We start from the raw sequence: 20,641 nt of genomic DNA on the forward strand, positions 1-20,641 counted from the left end.
TGTTATATCGTCATAAACAACAGATATTGGACAAATTTCTTGTGCAGGTTTACAATAGAACCATCAGCAAAGGCGCTGAAACCTACCGACTAAGGGGTTTCAGCACCTTTTTGTTTTCTTGTATTCCAAATCTTAACAGGAGCGATAGATATGCAGTATGAAATTTCCAACCGTATGAACGATGTGCACGGCTCGGCCATCCGTGAGCTGTTCAAGCTGGGCACGGATCCGAACATGATCTCGTTCGGCGGTGGCAACCCGTCCGCAGAGACCTTCCCGGTGCCCGAGATTGCGGACATCATCGCGGACGTCATGAAGGACGCACCGGTCTCTGTTCTGCAGTACGGTCTGTCCGAGGGCTACACGCCGCTGCGCGATACGATGAAGGACTACCTCACCCGCACACAGGGTTTTGATTTTGAGGAAAATGAGCTGTTCATCCTGTCCGGCGGTCAGCAGTGCGCTGACCTGACCACCAAGGTTCTGGTAAACGAAGGCGATGTCATTCTGACCGAGGACCCGGCCTTTGTCGGCTGCCTGAACACATTCCGCTCGTATGGCGCCAAGCTGATCGGCATTCCGATGCAGCAGGACGGCATGGATACGGATGCGCTCGAGGCCGCTCTCAAGGCGCACCCCGAGGCCAAGCTGCTGTACACGATCCCGTCCTTCCAGAACCCGTCCGGCATCACGACTACGCTTGAAAAGCGAAAAAAGGTGTACGAACTCGCGTGCAAGTACGATATCGCCATCCTTGAGGACAACCCGTACGGCGAGCTGCGCTTCTCCGGCGAGGATGTGCCGACCATCAAGTCGATGGACACCGAAGGCCGCGTCCTGTATGCAGGCAGCTTTTCCAAGGTGATGGCTCCTGCGTTCCGACTGGGCTTCCTTGTGTTCAACAAGTCGCTCACCATGCCGCTGACCATCGCCAAGCAGACCACCGATGTGCACTCTAACGTGCTGTTCCAATATGTCTGCAACGAGTACATGACCAAGTACGATTTTGCCGCGCACCTCGACAAAGCGCGTGACGTATACCGCGCTAAGTGCAATCTCATGCTCGATACCATGCGCCGCACCTTCCATCCGGCGGTCACGTTCTCGCAGCCGGAGGGCGGCCTGTTCGCCATGGCCTTCCTGCCGGACGGCATGGATTCGCAGCCGTTTGTCCGCGAGGCGATTCAGCGCGGTGTACTCTGCGTGCCCGGCTCGGCGTTCCTGGCAGACGAAAAGCAGGTGTCGAACGCCTTCCGCCTCAACTATTCTACCCCGACCGATGAGCAGATCGTCAAGGGCATCGAAATTCTCGGCAAGCTCACCCACGAATGGATCAAGGAGTAATAAAAATGAAAGTTATGGCATTCAACGCCCGTCCGGACGAACGCGCGTTCTTCGATCACTTCAGTCAGTCGCTTAATATGGATCTTACGCTGCAGAAGGACACGCTGACCCTCGATAATGTTGCGCTGACCCGCGGCTATGACGGCATTTCCTGCACCTGCGACCTGCCTGCACCGATTCTGGAAAAGCTGGCCGAGAACGGTGTCCGCTATGTGGCCCTGCGCACCATCGGCTACGATAATGTAGACCTCGAAGCCGCAAAGCGTCTCGGCATCCGCGTATCGCACGCCGGATATTCGCCGTATGCGGTTTCCAACTACACGGTTATGCTCATGCTGATGTGCATCCGCAAGGCCGGCTACATCATGTTCCGCTCGCATACCGCAGACTACTCGCTCGGTGCATCCGGCGCGGCGCGCGGCATGGAGATGCAGAACCTGACTGTCGGCGTTATCGGCACCGGCCGCATCGGCAAGGCCGTTATCCGCAACCTGTCCGGCTTCGGCTGCCGCATCATCGCGCACGACCCGTATCCGTCTGAGGAGATGCAGCAGATGGGCGTGGAGTACGTTTCGCTCGAGTCGCTGTACGCGCAGTCCGATGTCATCACACTGCACACCTTCCTCAACGACAGCACCTACCACATGATCAACACCGAGGCTATTCAGCAGATGAAGCCGGGTGTTGTCATCATCAACTGCGCACGCGGCGCTCTGATCGACACCCGTGCTCTGATCGACGGCATTGAGTCCGGCCGTGTCGGCTCGGTCGGCGTGGACTGCTTTGAGGGTGAGGATGACGTGATCCGCGTCGATCACAATTACAACAGCCGTGTCACCAACCACGATTACATCATCCTGAAATCCTTCCAGAACACTATCGTTACCCCGCATGTTGCGTTCTTCACCGATCAGGCGGTGTTCGATATGGTTCAGTGCTCGCTCGAAAGCCTGCATCAGTTTGAACTCGGTGAAAAAGTTCCTCTTGAGGTCCACGCCGCATGACCTGCCGCGAATTTACGTCATCTGCGCAAAATACCGCTCCAGATACGCGGTAAACGCGCGAATGCTCTGCGTGCGGAACCGTCCGAGCGTCTGCACATAGATATGCCGACGGCACTGTGCGTCCTTGATGTGCAGCAGGCGCACGCCTGCGTCCTCGCAGACCTGCCGCCACTCGCCGGACGCGACCAGTGCAACACCCATGCCGCACGACAGCAGACGAATCTGCAGCGCCGCACTGTCGCACTCGATAGCGGCGTGCATCTCCACACCGGCTGACCGAAAAATATGCTCGGAAATCTGTCGGAACGACTGCGAATTGCTCAGCGCGATAAACGGGTCGTCAGCAAGTTCTGTCAGTGATACGCTTTCCCGATCGGCATACCGATGTCCCTCGGGCACAGCCACGCACATCTCCTCATCGTACAGCAGGACGGCACCCGCAGGCACCTCGTCCCGCGATACCGCGGAATCGAGCAGCAGATCGCTGCCCTCGGGCGTACTGCTGATGCGCAGATCCAGATTGCCGTACTCGGTGGAAAAACCCGCGAGTATCTCGCTGATACGCTCCGCGCACGACAGCGCACAGATGCACAGACCACCTGTCCGGTGCAGGCTCTCCTCGATTTCGCCGCGTGCGTCGCGCTCAGCTTCCAGTATCGTCCGTGCGTACCGCAGCAGGATATCTCCCTGCTCGGTGCGACGCAATCCCTTTCCCGTTCGCTCGAATAACTCGGCTCCCAGCTCGCTTTCCAGATTCCGTATGGTTTTGGATACAGCGGGCTGTGCCACGTTCAGGCTCTCGGCGGCGCGCGTCATATTTTCGTATTTTGCTACGGCGGCAAACTGCCGAAGCTGATATAATTCCATCGCGTTCCCCTCCATTCTATGAAAGTACAGGAAAATTCCCCTTATGATTACTCAAATTCTGCTTCAGCAGACGATCATCATGTTTCTTTTGATGATGCTCGGTCTGCTCCTCTCCCGCCGCGGCATGATAACCGAACAGGGCAGCCGTGATCTGTCCAACGTGCTGCTGTACGCGGTCATTCCGTGTGTTATCCTGCGCAGCTACATGTCCGAGTTCAGCATGGACAAGCTGCGTGCCATGGGCATTTCGGCCGTTATCGCGGTGATTGCGTTTGCCGCGTCCATCGGCGTGGCGTACCTCACCTGCGGCACTCGGCACCGGATTGAAAACTTTGCGGTCGCGTTCGGCAACGCCGGCTTCATCGGTATTCCGCTCGTCACAGCCGTGTTTGGCGCGGAGGCGGCGTTCTACGTTGTCTCGTACAGCACGCTTGTCAATCTGCTGCAGTGGACGTACGGTATTGTTATTATATCAGGCAAAAAGGAAACCATCAATCTGAAAATGGTGTTCGTCAACCCGGTTTTCATTTCCATGGTAATCGGTCTTATCCTGTTTGTGACTCAGCCGACACTGCCCTCGGTCGTCACCGGCACGATCAGCTACATTGCGGACGCCAATACTGCTCTGGCGATGATCATTCTCGGTTTCTACCTGTCCAAAGTACGCCTGCGCGACCTGTTTGCGAGTGCAAGGCTGTACGTTGTCTCTGCCGTGCGTCTGCTTGTCGTTCCGGCGGTGACAGTGCTCATCTTCCTGCTGTTTCCCTTTGCCCGCGGCGAGATCACGCTGATTACGCTGATCGCAGCGGCAACGCCGGTTGCCAGCAGCACAGCTATCTTCGCGCAGAAGTTCGATCAGGATTACCGGCAGGCGGTGTCGTATGTATGCCTGTCCACCATTCTGTCCGTGGCAACGCTTCCGCTGGTAATGCTGGTGGCTGAACGCTTTCTTTCCTAAAACCAGATAACAAAAGCGGCGCAGACCGATCGGTCTGTGCCGCTTCTTTGCGTCTTCTTGAAAACGTCGTTCCGCGACAGACATTATCCCAGAACAACCTTATGGAAAGTCTTTTTGCCCTTCTTGATCATGCACTCCTCGTTAAAGAAGTCCTTGGCAAGCTGCTGCTTGAAGTCCGTGACCTTTTCACCGTCCAACGATACGCCGCCGCCCTGCACCAGCTTGCGCGCCTCGCCGTTGGAGGCTGCAAGGCCGCACTTGACGAGCAGCGTCAGCACGCCGATCTGGCCGTCGGTAAAGTCCGCGTCGGTCAGCGTGGTGGTCGGCATGTTGGCAGCCGCACCGCCGGAAACGAAGATCTCCTTGGCAGCGGTCTGTGCCTTTTCAGCCTCCTCCTTGCCGTGTACCAGAGCGGTCAGCTCGTATGCGAGGATTTCCTTTGCCTTGTTCAGCTGTGCGCCTTCCCAGTTATCCATCGCCTCGATCTCCTCAAGCGGCAGGAAGGTCAGCATACGGATGCACTTGAGCACGTCTGCATCATCGACATTGCGCCAGTACTGGTAGAAATCGTAAGGAGAAGTCTTGTTCGGATCGAGCCAAACGGCACCGGAAGCGGTCTTGCCCATCTTCTTGCCCTCGGAGTTGAGCAGCAGAGTGATGGTCATCGCGTGCGCGTCCTTGCCCAGCTTGCGGCGGATCAGCTCTGTACCGCCGAGCATGTTGCTCCACTGGTCGTTGCCGCCGAACTGCATGTTGCAGCCGTAGTTCTTGAACAGGTAGTAGAAGTCGTAGGACTGCATCGGCATGTAGTTGAACTCGAGGAAGCTCAGACCCTTCTCCATGCGCTGCTTAAAGCACTCGGCACGGAGCATATTGTTAACCGAGAAGCACGAGCCGATGTCGCGGATAAACTCGATGTAGTTGAGGTTCATCAGCCAGTCGGCATTGTTCACCATCTGCGCCTTGCCCTCACCGAATTCGATGAAGCGCTCCATCTGCTTCTTGAAGCAGTCACAGTTGTGCTGGATGGTCTCGACGGTCATCATCGAGCGCATATCGGTACGGCCGGACGGGTCGCCGATCATAGCGGTGCCGCCGCCGATCAGCGCAATCGGCTTGTTGCCTGCCATCTGCATGCGCTTCATCAGGCAGAGCGCCATAAAGTGGCCAACATGCAGGCTGTCCGCGGTCGGATCGAAGCCGATGTAGAAGGTGGCCTTGCCGTTGTTGATCATCTCGCTGATCTCTTTTTCGTTCGTTACCTGCGCGATCAGACCACGCGCTTTGAGTTCGTCGTAAAGCTGCATTATTCTGTCTCCTGTATTTCAATTTGTTTGCATTCTATGATAAAAGAGTCCGAATACCGTTATGGAGCACGCTCTTTTCTGCGTTCGTCTATGATTACCACGGCTTCACGCCCCCTGTCCGGCCGCATCGAGCAGTTCCTCTGCATTGCGGCGTGCTGCATCCGAGATTTCCTCGCCGGAGAGCAGACGTGCAATTTCGTCTACGCGGTGTGCTCTGTCCATCGGGCTGACATCGGTGTAGCTGCGGCCGTCCCGCACGGATTTGGAAATACGCAGGTGGTGGTCGCCCATGGCGGCAATCTGCGGCAGATGGGTAACGCACAGTGTCTGCTTCTTTTTCGCAATCGCGGACAGCTTGCGGCCGATCTGCTGAGCCGCATGGCCGGAAACGCCGGTGTCGATCTCGTCAAAAATCAGCATACCAACATCTTCGCCCGCTGTCAATACGTTTTTGAGCGCCAGCATGATGCGGCTCAGCTCGCCGCCGGAGGCTACCTTGGAGAGCGGCTTTTCCGGCTCACCCGGATTGACCGAAATCTCAAACGTCACGGTGTCGCAGCCGTGCGCGGACAGCTTAGTTCCGGTACGGACCGCAACCCGCATTTTCACCTTGTCCATGTCCAGTTCACTCAGCTCGCGCACGATTTCGCTCTCCAACTGCTTTGCAGCCTTGCGGCGCTGCTCGGTGAGTTCCGCCGCGATGCCCTTGGCTTCCGCAAGCATACCGCGGTACTGCTCCCGCAGTTCTTCCCTGCGGTCGTCCGCATTCTCGAGTGTATCCAGCTCGGCGGTTATCTTCTCGAGGTACGCGAGGATTTCCGGAATCGTACCGCCGTATTTCTGCTTCAGACGGTAGATTTCGTCCAGGCGCTGCTCGACCATCTCGCGCTCCGCCGGAGAAAAGTCCAGATTGTCCCCCTGACTTGCCACGCTGTCGCGCAAATCTGCCGCCAGCAGGCGCACTTCCTCGGCCTGCTCGGCCATGCCGTCGAAGGCATCCGACACTTCGCGCAGGCTCTCGATGGCGTTTGCCGCCTGATCGAGCAATTCACACGCACCCGCAATTTCATCGTCACCCGAGAGCGCCATACGCGCCTGCTCGAGTGCACCCGCGATCTTGCCCGCGTGATCGAAATACGCCTTGCGCTGTGCAAGCGCCTCATCCTCATCGGGTTTAAGTGCCGCCTGCTCGATTTCCTCCTTGTGGAAGGTCAGCATATCGATGCGCTGCAGGCGTTCCTGCTCGCCGGTCTCCAGCGCAGTAATTTCCCGCCGTAGTGTCACCAGCGCCTGATATTTCGGGCGGTATCGCTCGAGTATTTCGGCACAGCCTGCGTAGCCGTCCAGATATTCGATGTGATGCGCTTCATCGAGCAGCTTCTGGCCGTCATTCTGACCGTGAATGTCGATCAGGTACGGCGCCAGCTGCCGCAGGACAGCCGCACTGGCCGGTTTCATATTCACGCGGCAGGTGCTCTTGCCGTCTGCGGAAATCTGCCGCTGAACGTACAGCGTGTCAGGCTCGTCACCGGAAAGTGCAAACTCGTCAAGCAGTTCGCGCAGAGCACGCGGCAGATCGGTGAATACCGCGCTGACAAAGCCCTTCTGCGCACCCGAGCGCACTAAGTCGCGGCTGACGCGCTTGCCGAGCAGCGCACCGATCGAATCAATAACGATACTCTTGCCCGCGCCAGTCTCGCCGGAAAGCACGGTCAAACCCTTATCGAGTTCGATGTCTGCACGTTCGATGACCGCTATATTTTCAATGTGGAGTAATTGCAGCATTGCCGCCTTATCCCTCGCTTACTTTAGAATGTCTCTTGCCTGTTCGCAGAACTTTTGCGCGCTGTCGTTATCGCGCATAACGGCAAATACGGTATCGTCGCCGCCAAGCGTGCCGACCACATCGGGTGCGCGCATGGCATCAATCGCCATTGCCGCCGCCTGACCCAGACCGGGCAGTGTTTTAATGACGACCATGTTCTGCGCCGCATCAATATCCGTGACGCATTCACGGAAAATGTTGCGCAGACGCGTGGTGAAGCTATCCGCCGCACCGGCGTTCGAGGAGGTATACTTGTACTTACCGGTCTCCGAGGAGAGCGTCTTGATAAGCCGCAGCTCCTTAATATCGCGCGAAATGGTCGCCTGCGTGGTGTTGTAGCCAAGTGCCCGCAAATGTGCGGTCAAATCCTCCTGCGTTTCAATCTCAAACCGGTCGATGAGATCGAGGATTTTTGCCTGTCGTTGAAACTTCATCGTTCGCGTTTTCCTCTCTTATAGCAGCGCCTCTCACAGCTTCTGCTGTAAAATTCGATAAAAACTATTGCCTTTTAGACGAATCAGCCGCGTCTGCAGGTCGGAACGGGTGATAATGACCCGATCATCCGGCCGCACGGCAAAGCCCTGTCCGCCGTCTGCCGAAATGAACACCTCACTGCCGCCCTCACAGGCTGCGGTGATGGATACGCTGCGCTCGGGCGCAAACACGAACGACTTTGCCGCCAGTGCGTGCGCACAGATGGGAATAACAGCGATGTTCTCCGCGCTCGGCTCAATGACCGGGCCGCCTGCCGACAGACCGTAGGCGGTCGAACCGGTCGGCGTGGCTGCAATAACGCCGTCGCCGTTAAAGCGGGTGACCTCCTCGTTGTCTGCCGAAATACCAACGCGCACCACGCGGAACGCGGTGCCCTTTGCGATAACAATGTCGTTGAGCGCGTCATTCTCGTACACGATACGCCCGCCGCGCTGCACGGCAACGTGCAGCATCATGCGGCTGTCCAGTGAAAATTCACCGGTGAACAGCTTTTCCATTTCGGGCAGTTCAGCCGGTTCCAGTTCGGTCATAAAGCCGACGTGACCGACATTGATGCCGAGCAGCGGCAGCTGATTCTGCGCCGCCTCTCTCGCCAGACGGAGCATGGTTCCGTCTCCGCCAAGCACGACCGCCATATCCGCAAACTGCACAGCGTCCTCGGTTTTCATGTAATCCGCGTCCTCAATGATGGGCGGCACGACCCGCATCTGCTTGGGCAGCATAAGCCGCACACCGTCACGCCGCAGCTGATCGCACACCGGCTGCAGGATATCGCGTGCGCTGTCCTTGCGCAGATTGGGATAGATGAAAATGTTCTTCATCATGCCTTTGCGTCCAGCTCCTCATGTGCCTGACGGACAACCTCCGCCAGATCCGGAATGTGCTCCTCGCCCTGTTTTGCCAGATAGCCGAGAAATTCGATGTTGCCCTCAGGGCCTTTGATAGGAGAAAACGTCACATCCAGCACCTTAAAGCCTGCCGCGTGCGCGTTTTCCACATAATTCTGCAGCACCTCGAGGTGAATCTCCGGCTCACGGACAACGCCCTTTTTGCCGACCTTGCCTTTGCCGGCCTCAAACTGCGGCTTGATAAGGTTGGCAACATGGCCGTCCTCGGTCAGCAGGCTGGAAACGACCGGCAGTACCAGCTTGAGGGAAATGAACGACACGTCGATGACGCACAGCGATGGCGTTTCTTCCAGCATATCCGGCGTTACATAGCGGATATTGGTGCGCTCCATGCACTTTACACGCGGATCCTGCCGCAGACTCCACGCCAGCTGGCCGTAGCCAACGTCAATGGAATACACCTTGCGCGCACCGCGGCGCAGCAGGCAGTCGGTAAAGCCGCCGGTCGATGCGCCAACGTCCATCACGACCAGATCGGTCGGGTCGATGTTAAAGTAGTTGAGCGCCTTCTCGATCTTCTTGCCGCCGCGGGACACAAATGCGTTCTCGTTGCCGCGAACCTCCAGTTCGGCGTTTTCGTCAACCATATCGCCTGCTTTGCCCGCCTTCTGGCCTGCAATGTAGACAATTCCCTCCATAATCGCAGTCTTTGCACGCTCCCGTGAGGGGCAAAGGCCCTTTTCAAACAGCAATACGTCCAGTCTCTTCTTAGCCAACGCCGTTCTCCTTCCCATTCCGATTTTTCATGATATATGCCGCAATGCCCTCGGCATCAATGCCGCAGTGACGGTACAGCTCGTTTACGCCGCCGTGCGGCAGAAAGCGGTCGCCGGTGTTCAGCAGATCGGTGCGCTCGCTGCGGTGCGCGGCAAGCCACTCACCGACGCTGCCGTTCGGCACAACGTCCTCCGCAACGACACACCAGCCGCCCAGCTTTTCCTTCACCTCGGCATACGCCTGTTCCAGTCCGCTGCCGATTTCATTTACCTTGTAAACCTGTGCGCGGATGCCCTCGTGCATGAGGATTTCCGCGGCGTCGATCGCCTGATTAATCATAATGCCGTGTGTGACGATCGTCACCTCACTGCCGGATTGCTCGTGTACGCACACGAGCGGCTGCGCCGACAGCTCCCTGCGGTACGCGCCTTCGCTGCCGCGCGGGTAACGGATAGCGACCGGTCCGGTCTCCCTGTAAATCGCACGGGACAGCATGACTCGGAGTTCCGCAAAGTCGGACGGACAGAAAATCTTCACACCCGGGATAGACCGCAGGAACGCGATATCCAGCACACCGTTATGCGTTGCGCCGTCCGCGCCGACAATGCCCGCGCGGTCCACGCACAGGACAACGTGCAGACCTTCGATTGCAATATCGTGAACGATCTGGTCATAGGCACGCTGCAGGAAGGTCGAGTAAATGGCCGCTACCGGCACCAGTCCCTGTGCCGCCATACCGGCCGCCATACCGATGGCGTGCTCCTCGGCGATGCCGACATCGAAAAAGCGTTCCGGGAATTTCTCGGCAAAGCGGGTCAGTCCCGTGCCGGACGGCATAGCTGCCGTGATCGCGCAAATGCGGTTATCCTTCTCAGCGAGTGCGCAAAGCTCCTTGCCGAAGAACGCAGAAAAATCCTCCTTCTTCGCGGCAAGCGGTGCGCCTGTTACGCGGTCAAACTTGGAAACGCCGTGGTATTTCTCCGGATACTGCTCACTCGGGGCATAGCCTCTGCCCTTCTGTGTCATAACATGCAGCAGAACCGGTTTTTTCATTTTTTTCGCCAGTGCCAGGAACTCGCACACGCTCTTGAGGTCATGACCGTCCACCGGACCGAGATAAGTAAAGCCCATCTGCTCGAACAGCGAGGTCGGCAGGACAGCCCGCTTGATCTTCGCCTTGAAGCGCGAAACCGCGCGCGTGATCGTTCCGCCGCCCGGAATGCGGCTGAGTCGCTCCTTAATGCGGGTTTTTGCACGCAGATACTGCGGGCTGACGCGCAGGCGGGACAAATGGCGGCTGAGTCCGCCGACATTCTTGGCGATCGACATATTATTGTCGTTGAGCACCACGAGCAGCGGCTCCCGAGAGGTGCCGGCGCTGCTCAGCGCCTCATATGCCATGCCGCCGGTCAGTGCACCGTCGCCGATGACCGCGACAACGTGGTACTTCTGGTTTTTAAGCGTGCGTGCATGCGCCATGCCGAGCGCCACCGAAACCGAATCCGAGGCATGTCCCGTGATGCACGGGTCGGTGATGCTCTCCTCCGGCTTCATAAAGCCGCACAGACCGCCGTACTGCCGCAGCGTGTCAAAGCGGTCGCGCCGACCGGTCAGGATCTTGTGGACATAACACTGATGACCTACATCGTAGATGATGCGGTCGCGCGAGGAGTCGAACTCGCGTTCAAGTGCGACAGCCAGCTCTACAATGCCCAGATTGGACGCCAGATGACCGCCGGTCTGCGACACCGAGTCCACGATGAACTCGCGCAGCGCCGCACACAGCACGCCGAGTGTGTCGTACGACAGTCCGCGCAAATCAGCAGGACTGCTTATATTGTCTAAAATTCCGTATCGTTTCTGCTTCATCAATATCCCCACCTTTGGAAAGGCAGATTTATCTAAAATATCTTTGTTACTTTCTGTTATCCAGCTTGAGCGGCAGAACGGACAGCACGCGTCCGCAGAGCGCCAGCACCTTGCTGCTGCACATCACCGCGATGCCCTTGCCGGCTGCCTTGCCGCCGATGGTCAGTGCTGAAACCAGACCGGTAATCAGCAGAGATACCGCAACCTTGAGTCCCGCACTCACGCCTGAGGTGATATGTGCAACAATAAGTGCTCCGGTCGCACCGGAGATAATGCCGCAGATATCGCCCACCACATCGTTGCAGATGCTGGAAACCTTCTCTGCGTTTCGCACCATCCAGACCGCCTCGCGCGCACCGCGCACACGGTGTGCCGCCATCGAGTGAAACTCCTTCTCGGTCGCCGAGGTGGATGCTACGCCGATCATGTCAAACACAATGCCGAGTGCAATGAAGAGCAGCAGCACCGCAAAGGACAGAATCGTACCCGCACTGGCCAGCGCTTCGTTTGAAATGTAGGACATGACCACGCTCAGCGCAAAGCTGATGACGGTGATCAAGCTGACCCATGCGGTATTAACAGCCTTGGGCTTTTGCGGCGTTTTTTTCTTTTGTTTGTCGGTCGTATCCACTGAAGATAACTCCTTCACCGATTTTTGCCCCGGATTTATTCCATAATAGCAGAAAATTGCGGCAAACCGCAAATTCCGCCGCCGGAGCGTCTATATGAACCGCTTTCGCGGTTTCTTTATTAAGGTAAGTGACGGCAGACCGAGTAAATCTTGCGGCTTGAGGTTCGGTTGGTTTTCCCCGCGGACTGCCTCGCGTCGCCGTCAAGGGGGTTTCCCATTAAAGTCCGTGCCGAGATGTTACCATGTTCGGGACCGAATTGCCACTGAGTCCGCACTGCAATCCACGGTCTGCCTCGTTAGAATAGCCTAGGTGATTTCCACTACAGTCAAAACGATTCTTAGCCTCTTTTGCAGACATGGTTTCAAAAGTCAATTCCCGCGGCATTCCTGGCCGGGAAACCGCAGGCGGATACCTTATTCACCATGGCCACTCAAGGCAGGCTACACTGCACACAGCACTTTGGTCCTTACGTCGGTGATCAATCCTTTGTAACTTCCGCTGCACCGCATTGCAGGTTTCATCCCGTGCCGTTGGACGTCCATCAATCTCTTGTGAAATGCTATAGGCATCCGACAGTCACGGGTCTCCACGGCAGGAGGGTCGGTACTTCATGCCATTGAAGCGCGCCCTCAAGCCTTAACCTCCAGCATCCACCCCAAACTGGGCGTAAGAAGCAAACACCAGAGACTTCATCGATATGCCCGTCTACGGATTTTTAGGCCCGTCTTGGGAATCGCATGAACTGACTAGGATACTACGTCACTTATCTGTTATATTAACACAGAACGCATAAATATTCAAGAAATGTGTGTAAATTTTATGTGAATGTGTGTCTTACCTGGTGCGGCCGGTCAGGCTGCGTGCCAGTTCGACAAGGAATGCATGACCGTCCAGCGGTTTTACCGCGTTCACTGCTTCCTCGGTCAGCTTTGCCGCAAGCTCTCGGCATTCCTCCAGACCGAGCAGAGACGGAAACGTGGATTTCTCGCTTGCCGCATCCTTGCCGATGGATTTTCCGAGTGTTGCGGCATCTCCCTCGATATCGAGGATATCGTCCTCAATCTGGAACGCCAGACCCAGCTTTTCGCCGTAAGCGCGTGCCCGAGCGAGAGTGTCCTCGTCAGTCGCACCGGCGGCCGCACAGCCGAGTTCACATGCGGCGCGGAGCAGACACCCGGTCTTGAGCTTCTGCAGCAAACGCAGCTCATCGAGCGAGATTTTGCGATGCTCGGCACCCATATCGAGCACCTGACCGCCGATCATGCCGTTCATGCCTGCGTTTTCGCCCAGAATGCGAATACAGCGCACGATGGTCTCCGCCGGAACATCCTTTGCCGCCGAAGCCGTCTCAAAAGCCGCCGTCAGCAGTCCGTCACCCGCGAGGACCGCCGTTGCTTCATCGAAAGCCTTGTGGCAGGTCGGTCTGCCGCGGCGCAAGTCGTCGTTATCCATGCACGGAAGGTCATCATGGATGAGCGAGTAGGTATGGATCATCTCAAGCGCACACGCGAACGGCAGCGCTTTCTCGATATCACCGCCGCACAGGCGGCAGAATTCCAGCACGATTACCGGACGCAGGCGCTTGCCGCCTGCCATCGCGGAGTACTTTGCAGCCTCGAAAATGCGGTCGTAACCCTCGCCGGTCTCCCGCGAGAGGTATTTCTCCAGTGCAGGTTCAATGAGCGCAATATCTGCCTTTAACTGCTCGGAAAACGTCATTTTGCTTCCTCCTCTGCCGCAAATGGCTGCTCTGTGAGTTCACCCTGCATGTTCTCCTGCATGACGGTGACCTTCTGCTCGGCCTTGTCCAGCAGCTTGCCGAGGGACGCGGACAGCTTGGTGCCCTCTTCAAACAGCTTCATGCTTTCGTTCAGCGGCGCTTCACCGCGCTCGAGCAGCCGCACGATCTCTTCCAGACGTGCCATCTGGCTTTCAAATGTTCTTTCCGCCATGTTACTTGTCCTCCTCGATATCGGTCACGCGGCAGTTCGCCGCACCTTTTGCGAATTGAATATGCAGAGTGTCTCCCTGCTTGAGCGCCGCTGCATCGGTTACGACCGTGTGCTTGACACCCTTGGTCGCTACCGCATAGCCGCGTCCCAGAACGCGCAGCGGGCTCATTGCGTCGAGTGTCGCTACGGTCTGTGCAAACCGCAGTTTACGGCGATGCAGGCCGCTTTGTCCTGCCGCGAGCAGGCGCTGCCGCAGTCCGTTCAGTCGGTTGTGCTCGGTCTCCAGCCGCGCCGGAACCGCCGAAAACAAGCGTTCCTCGGTCTGGGTCAGCAGCAGGCGTTTTTCCTCGATGTATTTCATCGGTGTGCGGTTTGACAGTCGCTCCTGCAGACCGTCCAGCAGCTTTCTCTGCTGCTCTGTTCTGCGGTGCGCCGCCGTGTGCAGGCGGGCATCCAGTGTGCGTAAGTGCAGCGCGTACTCGGCTCTGTCAGGCACGGCAAGCTCCGCCGCACCGGACGGCGTAGGCGCACGAAGATCGGCAACAAAGTCCGCAATCGTGAAATCCGGCTCGTGACCGACCGCGGAAATCACCGGAATCTCGGAGGCAAAAATCGCCCGGGCAGTCACTTCCTCGTTGAACGCCCACAAATCCTCCATCGAGCCGCCGCCCCGACCGCACAGAATGACATCTGCTTCGCCGATGGCATTCGCCAGAGCGATCGCGCGTGCAATGCTCTCCGCCGCGCCCTGTCCCTGCACCTGCGCCGGATAGAGCACAACCTTGGCCAGTGGCCAACGCCTGCCGAGAATGCGGATCATGTCGCGCACCGCCGCGCCGGTCGGCGAGGTTACGAGCGCGATACTGTCCGGACAGGACGGAATCGGCTTCTTGTACCGCTCGGAGAACAGGCCTTCCGCCTGCAATTTAGCCTTGAGCTGCTCAAACGCAAGGTTGAGCGCACCCGCACCGTCCGGAATGATCTCGGAGACGTAAAGCTGCACCGCGCCTGTGCGCGGGAACGAGCTGACGCGCGCCTTGACGATGACCTTCATGCCGTTCTGCAGACGGAATTTCAGCCGCATCGCGTCCGAACGGAACATGACCGCATTGATGGCCGCATTTTCGTCCTTGAGCGTCATGTAGTGGTGTCCGGATGAATGCGCCTTATAGTTCGAGATTTCGCCCTGCACCATTAACCCGCGGTAGCCGGGAACCGCATCGAGCAAGTCCTTTATTTCATTGTTTAATTGAGATACTGTGTAAATCGTTGCCATTCCAACAAGTTAGGAGTGAGGAGGCAGGACTGAGGAGTTTGGTTCATTTTCCATCCTCCATTTTCAATTTTCCATCCCTACCACCGAACTCCTACCTCCTATCTGTTACAGAGTTTTGCCGCCAGCACTGCCACGCCCACAGCATTATCTCCCGAAAGTGTCGGCTCCGCGAAGGAGATCTCCCCGCCGAACCGTTTATTCATGCGGGCACGGATGATCTGGCTGGCCATGACGCCGCCTGCGCACAAAATCGGGCAATGATACTGCTCGCGCGCCTGCTCGGTGGCTTTGATAACGGCATTTGCCACGGTCTCGAGCGCAAAACGCGCCATCTGCTTTGGCTCGGCGCTCTTGAATTTATTCTCTACCTGATTCTGCATACCGGAGAGCGAGAATTTACACTCGTTTACCTTGGGCGTAAAGCCCTTTTCCGGCTCGGCGGTGAGCGCCAGCGCATCCAGTGCGCCGCCGGACGGGAACGGCAGACCGAGCAGATTTCCCGCGCGATCGAGCAGCTGACCGGCTGCAAGATCGGTCGTACCGCCGATGCAGGTGCAGTCCGGCAGGCCGTCCGCGCCGCACTTCACATGCAGCAACTCGCTCGTGCCGCCGGACAGGTGCCACGCCAGGAATTCGCCGTCAAGCAAATCCAGCTTGCCAGCCGACAACGCCGCTGCCGCGATATGTCCCTGCTGATGAGACACGGTAAAAAGCGGCACGGAAAGCAAATGCGCCGCGCTCCGCGCGACGCTCTCTCCTGCCAGAAAACACGGCATATACGAGCCTTCCACCGCGCGGGGACGGGTGCTGACGCCGATGGCGCGCACCTCTCCCTGCGGCAGAGCCTCGATTTTTTCATGCAGACGCACGGTATGCTGGAACAGCGCATCCGACTGGCGCAGACCGATCGCGCCTTCCGGCACGGTCAGCAGTCCGCCGCGGTTGACCCACTCACCGGTCTCGGCGTTGTAAATCGCTGCCGACGTGCGGTAGTTGGACGTATCAATTCCCAGAAAGCGCTCAGGCATTGGTGCTCTCCTGCTTTCCCTGCGGGAACTCTGCACGAGCGGCAGAGCCGAGCACGCCGTTGATGAAAGAAGCGGCATCCTCGGTGTCGTACTTCTTCGCCAGTTCAACAGCCTCGTTGATCGCTACGCCGACCGGAACGTCGTCCACATCGCGCATCTCAAAGAGCGCCAGACGCAGTACCGCGATCGTCATGTGGGACAGGCGGTTGAGCGACCAGCCCTTGGAATTGGCCTCGATAATGGTATCGAGCACCGGCAGGTCGTTCGCCACGCCCTTTACCACGGTGCGGATATACGCGGTCTGTTCCTCGCTCAGCTTGCCCGCATACAGTGCGATATCGCCGCTGATGGACTTCATGATTTCCTCATCCAGTCGCTCGTTCAGATTTTCTTCTTCAAACTGCTGGAACCCCATCTCAAAAATCAGGTGCAGCGCAATTTCTCTTGCTTTTGTTCTGCTCATCACACACATGCGGCAGGACCTCCTATATTCTACGCAAATTTTGCCTATTATTCAGTATAACTATTTTATCCTATTTTCGGGCAAAACGCAAGGCGGTATTCCATATTTCATAAAACCGGACAACAAAAAACAGGCACAGCCGCAACCATGCCTGTTTTGCTTATGTTACTCGGCGTCTGCCGTCTCCGCCGGAGTTTCGGTCTCGGACGGTGCCGGCTCGGCCTTTTCCTCAGCCGAAGCGGACGGCTTGAAGGTCACGCCGCCGACATGCACGTTGATCTCGACAACGCGCAGACCGGTCATGGACTCGATCGAGGACTTGACGTTCTCCTGCACTTCCTTTGCCACATCGCAGATGTTGTAGCCGAACAGTGCGAGGAAACCGATCTCTACCTTAACGGTATCATCATCGCCGAGTTCGATACGGACGCCCTTGGACAAATTCTTTTTACTGATAAAGCCGACAATGTCGCTCGTCAGGCTGGAATACAAACCGCTGACACCCTTGGTTTCCGAGGCCGACAGTGCTGCGATAGACGCAACAACGTCCTCAGAGATACGGATAGAGCCCTGATCGCTTTCGGTGGACCAGTACTCCTTGTGATCTGCCATAGTGCTCACTCTCCTTTTTTGAGACAATCCCATCATCCGGTATTGTCTAAGAGCATTATAGCACAGTTTGTGTAAAAAGCAAAGTAAAAATACACGATGTTCATTAAGATGCTTCCACGATTTTGATCTGCCCCGCTGTCATGCCGGTCTCCGAGATAACGATATCGCGGATAACAGCCACGTCCTCAGCCTGCAGACCACCGTCCGGCGGCGCTACCACGATATTCGCGCTGCTGTCACCGAGCATCACAACTGCGTCCTCGTAGCCTTTGGCGCGAATCAGGCTCTCGATGTTGGCTTCGGCCACCGTGTCGTCCGCCAGTGCGGAAATCTGTGCCGCCGCATCGTCTTTTGCACTCTGGTCTGCGGTGTCGCTCTCACTGAGTTCCTTGAGTGTGCTCACCGCTTCGTCTCGCGCCTGCGTGCGCGTCAGCCGCGAGGACGCAAAGTAATCGCTCTCACCGGCGGCATTGTCCGCCGAGGCATCGGTCTGCGTATCCGCCTGCGCGTCGGTCTGCTGCGCCGCAAGAAGGTCCTCCGGCGTGTCAACGTAGCTCCAGTTCAGATAAGCCGCTGCGCACAGCAGCAGCGCGATCACACCGTAGACCGCTCCGCGTTTTTTGATCTTCTTCATCTGCCTGCCCTCCTAACGAATTGGTATACCTTATGTATCGGATTTCATTTTCAGAACCGTAACTTTGTCTGCGCCGATGCCGCACACCGTGCTGACCGCCTGTGTGACGGACAGCCGAACGGATGCGTCATCTGCGCCATCGCACAGCACAACCGCACCGCGGAATACCGGCAGAACGTGCTTGACCGTCACGGGCGTTTCGCCATAGCTGCCGTTCGATACCACGCTGACATCGCTCTCCAGACTGCGGCTGTCACTCCCGCTTGTCTGGCGGGTGTTGACCGCGTAGACCGATTCCTCGGTCTGGTCGAGCGACAGCATGAGCTCCACACGACCGGCGCCGGAAATCCCCGAAAGCCTCGTCTCCAGTTCCTGTTGAAAATCGTTGAGGTCGAACGACTGCGAAACCGTTGTATCCGTACTTACGGTCTGCACCTGCTCCGTGTTTCCGCTGTGCCCCGAGGTGAGCAGCAGCACGCCCGCGAGCAATACCGCCAGCACGGCCCGATATTTCTTCAAAACCGGCAGGATTTTCTCCTTGACGGCAGTTAAGTTTTCGTTATCCGGCAGTTTCATCTTGCGATCAGCTCCTGTCGTTCTGCGGGTACGCCGCATTCCTTGGTCAGCAGACTTTGCAGCTCGGACAGGCGATTCGCCGCTGTACTGTCGTAGTACACGGTCACTTTATCGACCTGCAGCAAGCCGTCCGCGTCATTTGCCATCTCCACATTCACCGTGCACGGAATACCGGCTTCCTCTGCACGCTGCTGCACCGCCTTCGCAATGCTCGCCGCGACCGTGCTCATCGTGGTCTGCATGTTGCGCGCCTGCATTTCGTCTAAGTCGCTCTGCGAGACGCTGCTCTGCCAGTTCCACGACAGCAAGTGCAGTCCCGCCAGCGGCTGCAGGAGCGCCAGCAGCATGAGCAGACCGGCGGCTGTCCGCACAACCTCTTTTAAGGCCCCGCCGCCTGCCAGCTTGAGCGCCACCGCAGACGCGGCTCCCGCGATCGTCACGCGCAGTAATATCGTTTGCAGTAATTCAGTCATATTGGTTTCACCATCGCCACCATATACACGAGTTCGAGGAATAAAATCATACAGCAGGTGCTCAGCATGCCGAGCAGCAGACCAAAGCCGGTGCCTACGTTTTCGAGGAACCGCTTCATGTCGTCCGAGCACAGCGGCGAGAGCACGGCTGCACCCGCCTTGTAGCACAAATAGCTTGCTCCCGCCCGAACGAACGGCACAAAGCAGATAGCCGCTACACACAGCATCCCGAAAATGCCGATTGAGCCGCGCAGCAGAGCCGCACCGGACAGCATGGTTTCGGTCGCGTCCGAAATCACACCGCCGACCACCGGAACCGCACCGGACACCGCAAGTTTCGCGGTCTTGAGCGTCATGCGGTCCACGTTGCCGGAAACACCGCCCGCTATCGCAAGATATGCGGTGAACAGCGTTAAAATGAGTTTAAGTACACCCGAGGTCAGGGTTTTTATGCCGTCCGCGATGCCGCGCAGCATGCCGTTGCCCGCCGCGGCATCCACCGCCGTGATAGCAAGATACGCGCACGCCGCCGGAACAAGCAGGGCGTTCACCAGCCGTATCACAAGATCAAACACCACCATAGTCGCCGCCTGTAAAACCGTTGCGGTCGCCGTGTTGCCGCCGGTCGCAAGTACAGTGGCGAGCACCGGTTGGAGCGTGCCCGAAAACACGCCGATCTGGTCGAGCGTGTCGCGGCAGAGCGACAGCACACCCGTGAAATCCCGCAGGAGCACTGCCGCACAGCCAAGTGCCGCCGCCATGTCGATCCAGCCGTTGGCCTCGCCGCCCGCCGCCGCAGAAAAGCCGCGCGCAGCCGAGGCCAGCAGCACAATTACAGCTACGCGCAACAGTCCGCCAAGTGCAGTCTGAATCGCACTTTGGCTGTCCGAGGTCATGTTTTCCAGCACGCGGGAGACCGAATCCGACAGCGTGTCCGCGTTTTCCGGCGATACGCCGTCAAGGTATTGCCGGGCGCTGTCCGGCATGGCATCGGTCAGACTGCTGCCGCCGACTGACTGCACCTGTTCCTCACTCACAGCCGCATGCGCGAACGGCAGGCACAACAGGAGCACGAGAATGGCATTCAGCGCCAGTTTGCGTTTGCTCATACCGCCCACTCCGTGATAAGGTCGAGCACCTGCTCGAAAAGCGGCAGGCACACGGAAAACGTCAGGACAGCGCCTGCAATCTCCATCTTGGCGGCAAGCGCGGATTGACCGGCGTCCCGACAAAGCGCGGCTGCGATCCGCACCACGACCGCCACACCGACTGCCTTGCACACCGGCAGATACAGCGCGGAATCCAAGCCGCACTGCGAGAGCAGACCGGAAAACCGCTGCGCCGCGCTTCCGGCTGCGCTGAACACCCGCAAAAGCAGGATCACGCCTGCCGTCAGCACCAGCAGAAACGCGATAGCGGGCGCGTCCTTTTTCAGCACCAGCGACAGCGTGAGCGCCGCAAGGACAATGCCGCAAATCAATCCTAATTCCATCGTCAAAACCCAAATACATTTTTCATCATGGTGAACAGGCGGTCGATTTCCTGAACAATCAGCATCAAAACGACAATTAAACCCGCGAGTGTCGTCATCAGCGCCTGCTCCTCCCTGCCCGAGCGGGAGAGCAGCTGTCCGAGCACCGCCACTAAAATTCCTACCGCCGCAATGCGGAAAATCAGATCAACATCCATCGTTTTCCTCCG

Annotated in this window: 23 protein-coding genes; 3 read left to right on the forward strand and 20 right to left on the reverse strand. The window is 57.7% G+C overall.

The features are described from left to right. Nucleotides 1-150: 150 nt before the first annotated feature. Both ACWVX6_RS05405 and ACWVX6_RS05410 read left to right on the forward strand, forming a co-directional pair. Nucleotides 151-1,344 carry an aminotransferase-like domain-containing protein gene (locus ACWVX6_RS05405; protein WP_455152573.1) on the forward strand — a complete coding sequence of 398 codons (1,194 nt, stop codon included), beginning with the start codon at nucleotides 151-153 and terminating at the stop codon, nucleotides 1,342-1,344. A gap of 5 nt (nucleotides 1,345-1,349) precedes the next feature. After that, nucleotides 1,350-2,348, forward strand: coding sequence for a D-isomer specific 2-hydroxyacid dehydrogenase family protein (locus ACWVX6_RS05410; RefSeq protein ID WP_455152574.1), 999 nt, complete (start codon nucleotides 1,350-1,352; stop codon nucleotides 2,346-2,348). 12 nt (nucleotides 2,349-2,360) lie between these two features. Here the strand turns inward: ACWVX6_RS05410 and ACWVX6_RS05415 are convergent, their stop codons facing one another. Further along, nucleotides 2,361-3,215, reverse strand: coding sequence for a LysR family transcriptional regulator (locus ACWVX6_RS05415; protein WP_455152575.1), 855 nt, complete (start codon nucleotides 3,213-3,215; stop codon nucleotides 2,361-2,363). A gap of 43 nt (nucleotides 3,216-3,258) precedes the next feature. Here ACWVX6_RS05415 and ACWVX6_RS05420 point away from each other — a divergent pair, with 43 nt between their 5' ends. Beyond that, nucleotides 3,259-4,173: an AEC family transporter gene (locus ACWVX6_RS05420; RefSeq protein ID WP_455152576.1), complete on the forward strand. Its 915-nt coding sequence runs from the start codon at nucleotides 3,259-3,261 to the stop codon at nucleotides 4,171-4,173. Nucleotides 4,174-4,256: 83 nt separating this feature from the next. On the opposite strand, the gene tyrS is transcribed toward ACWVX6_RS05420, so the two are convergent. From tyrS to spoIIIAC, 19 genes are all read right to left on the reverse strand, one after another. Next, on the reverse strand, nucleotides 4,257-5,480 hold the full coding sequence (gene tyrS, locus ACWVX6_RS05425; RefSeq protein WP_118761550.1) for a tyrosine--tRNA ligase: 1,224 nt from the start codon (nucleotides 5,478-5,480) through the stop codon (nucleotides 4,257-4,259). A 105-nt stretch (nucleotides 5,481-5,585) separates the two neighbouring features. Further along, complete coding sequence (gene recN / locus ACWVX6_RS05430) at nucleotides 5,586-7,265, reverse strand: DNA repair protein RecN (protein ID WP_118761549.1); 1,680 nt, start codon at nucleotides 7,263-7,265, stop codon at nucleotides 5,586-5,588. 18 nt (nucleotides 7,266-7,283) lie between these two features. After that, the gene (locus ACWVX6_RS05435) at nucleotides 7,284-7,739 is read right to left on the reverse strand and encodes an arginine repressor (protein WP_118761548.1); all 456 of its coding nucleotides are present in this window, start codon (nucleotides 7,737-7,739) and stop codon (nucleotides 7,284-7,286) included. 33 nt (nucleotides 7,740-7,772) lie between these two features. Beyond that, a complete protein-coding gene (locus ACWVX6_RS05440; RefSeq protein ID WP_118285992.1) occupies nucleotides 7,773-8,624 on the reverse strand; it encodes an NAD(+)/NADH kinase in 852 nt (283 codons plus the stop codon). Further along, nucleotides 8,621-9,442, reverse strand: a complete 822-nt coding sequence (locus tag ACWVX6_RS05445) for a TlyA family RNA methyltransferase (protein WP_382738989.1) — start codon at nucleotides 9,440-9,442, stop codon at nucleotides 8,621-8,623. The genes ACWVX6_RS05440 and ACWVX6_RS05445 overlap by 4 nt, the downstream gene beginning before the upstream one ends. After that, complete coding sequence (dxs, locus tag ACWVX6_RS05450; RefSeq protein WP_455152577.1) at nucleotides 9,417-11,294, reverse strand: 1-deoxy-D-xylulose-5-phosphate synthase; 1,878 nt, start codon at nucleotides 11,292-11,294, stop codon at nucleotides 9,417-9,419. Before dxs ends, ACWVX6_RS05445 begins: the two co-directional genes overlap by 26 nt. A gap of 46 nt (nucleotides 11,295-11,340) precedes the next feature. After that, entirely contained in the window at nucleotides 11,341-11,925 is a 585-nt protein-coding gene (locus tag ACWVX6_RS05455) for a hypothetical protein (RefSeq protein ID WP_455152578.1), read from the reverse strand. 835 nt (nucleotides 11,926-12,760) lie between these two features. Next, nucleotides 12,761-13,645: a polyprenyl synthetase family protein gene (locus tag ACWVX6_RS05460; RefSeq protein WP_455152579.1), complete on the reverse strand. Its 885-nt coding sequence runs from the start codon at nucleotides 13,643-13,645 to the stop codon at nucleotides 12,761-12,763. Continuing rightward, nucleotides 13,642-13,878: an exodeoxyribonuclease VII small subunit gene (gene xseB / locus ACWVX6_RS05465; RefSeq protein WP_161273833.1), complete on the reverse strand. Its 237-nt coding sequence runs from the start codon at nucleotides 13,876-13,878 to the stop codon at nucleotides 13,642-13,644. Before xseB ends, ACWVX6_RS05460 begins: the two co-directional genes overlap by 4 nt. 1 nt (nucleotide 13,879) lies before the next feature. Beyond that, complete coding sequence (xseA, locus tag ACWVX6_RS05470) at nucleotides 13,880-15,154, reverse strand: exodeoxyribonuclease VII large subunit (protein WP_118761544.1); 1,275 nt, start codon at nucleotides 15,152-15,154, stop codon at nucleotides 13,880-13,882. A gap of 98 nt (nucleotides 15,155-15,252) precedes the next feature. Beyond that, nucleotides 15,253-16,182, reverse strand: a complete 930-nt coding sequence (locus ACWVX6_RS05475) for a tRNA (adenosine(37)-N6)-threonylcarbamoyltransferase complex transferase subunit TsaD (RefSeq protein WP_118761543.1) — start codon at nucleotides 16,180-16,182, stop codon at nucleotides 15,253-15,255. After that, the gene (gene nusB / locus ACWVX6_RS05480; protein WP_270478263.1) at nucleotides 16,175-16,654 is read right to left on the reverse strand and encodes a transcription antitermination factor NusB; all 480 of its coding nucleotides are present in this window, start codon (nucleotides 16,652-16,654) and stop codon (nucleotides 16,175-16,177) included. Before nusB ends, ACWVX6_RS05475 begins: the two co-directional genes overlap by 8 nt. 156 nt (nucleotides 16,655-16,810) lie before the next feature. Next, nucleotides 16,811-17,257 carry an Asp23/Gls24 family envelope stress response protein gene (locus tag ACWVX6_RS05485; protein ID WP_110436702.1) on the reverse strand — a complete coding sequence of 149 codons (447 nt, stop codon included), beginning with the start codon at nucleotides 17,255-17,257 and terminating at the stop codon, nucleotides 16,811-16,813. A 103-nt stretch (nucleotides 17,258-17,360) separates the two neighbouring features. Further along, nucleotides 17,361-17,891, reverse strand: a complete 531-nt coding sequence (locus ACWVX6_RS05490) for a SpoIIIAH-like family protein (protein ID WP_455152580.1) — start codon at nucleotides 17,889-17,891, stop codon at nucleotides 17,361-17,363. 30 nt (nucleotides 17,892-17,921) lie between these two features. After that, complete coding sequence (locus ACWVX6_RS05495; RefSeq protein WP_455152581.1) at nucleotides 17,922-18,467, reverse strand: hypothetical protein; 546 nt, start codon at nucleotides 18,465-18,467, stop codon at nucleotides 17,922-17,924. Beyond that, the gene (locus ACWVX6_RS05500; protein WP_118480210.1) at nucleotides 18,464-18,940 is read right to left on the reverse strand and encodes a ubiquitin family protein; all 477 of its coding nucleotides are present in this window, start codon (nucleotides 18,938-18,940) and stop codon (nucleotides 18,464-18,466) included. Before ACWVX6_RS05500 ends, ACWVX6_RS05495 begins: the two co-directional genes overlap by 4 nt. Continuing rightward, a complete protein-coding gene (locus ACWVX6_RS05505) occupies nucleotides 18,937-20,049 on the reverse strand; it encodes a stage III sporulation protein AE (RefSeq protein WP_455152582.1) in 1,113 nt (370 codons plus the stop codon). The genes ACWVX6_RS05500 and ACWVX6_RS05505 overlap by 4 nt, the downstream gene beginning before the upstream one ends. Then, nucleotides 20,046-20,432 carry a SpoIIIAC/SpoIIIAD family protein gene (locus ACWVX6_RS05510; RefSeq protein ID WP_455152583.1) on the reverse strand — a complete coding sequence of 129 codons (387 nt, stop codon included), beginning with the start codon at nucleotides 20,430-20,432 and terminating at the stop codon, nucleotides 20,046-20,048. The genes ACWVX6_RS05505 and ACWVX6_RS05510 overlap by 4 nt, the downstream gene beginning before the upstream one ends. A gap of 2 nt (nucleotides 20,433-20,434) precedes the next feature. Beyond that, the gene (spoIIIAC, locus tag ACWVX6_RS05515) at nucleotides 20,435-20,629 is read right to left on the reverse strand and encodes a stage III sporulation protein AC (protein ID WP_110436696.1); all 195 of its coding nucleotides are present in this window, start codon (nucleotides 20,627-20,629) and stop codon (nucleotides 20,435-20,437) included. Nucleotides 20,630-20,641 lie beyond the last annotated feature (12 nt).

The sequence above is a fragment of the Butyricicoccus sp. genome (assembly GCF_977037065.1).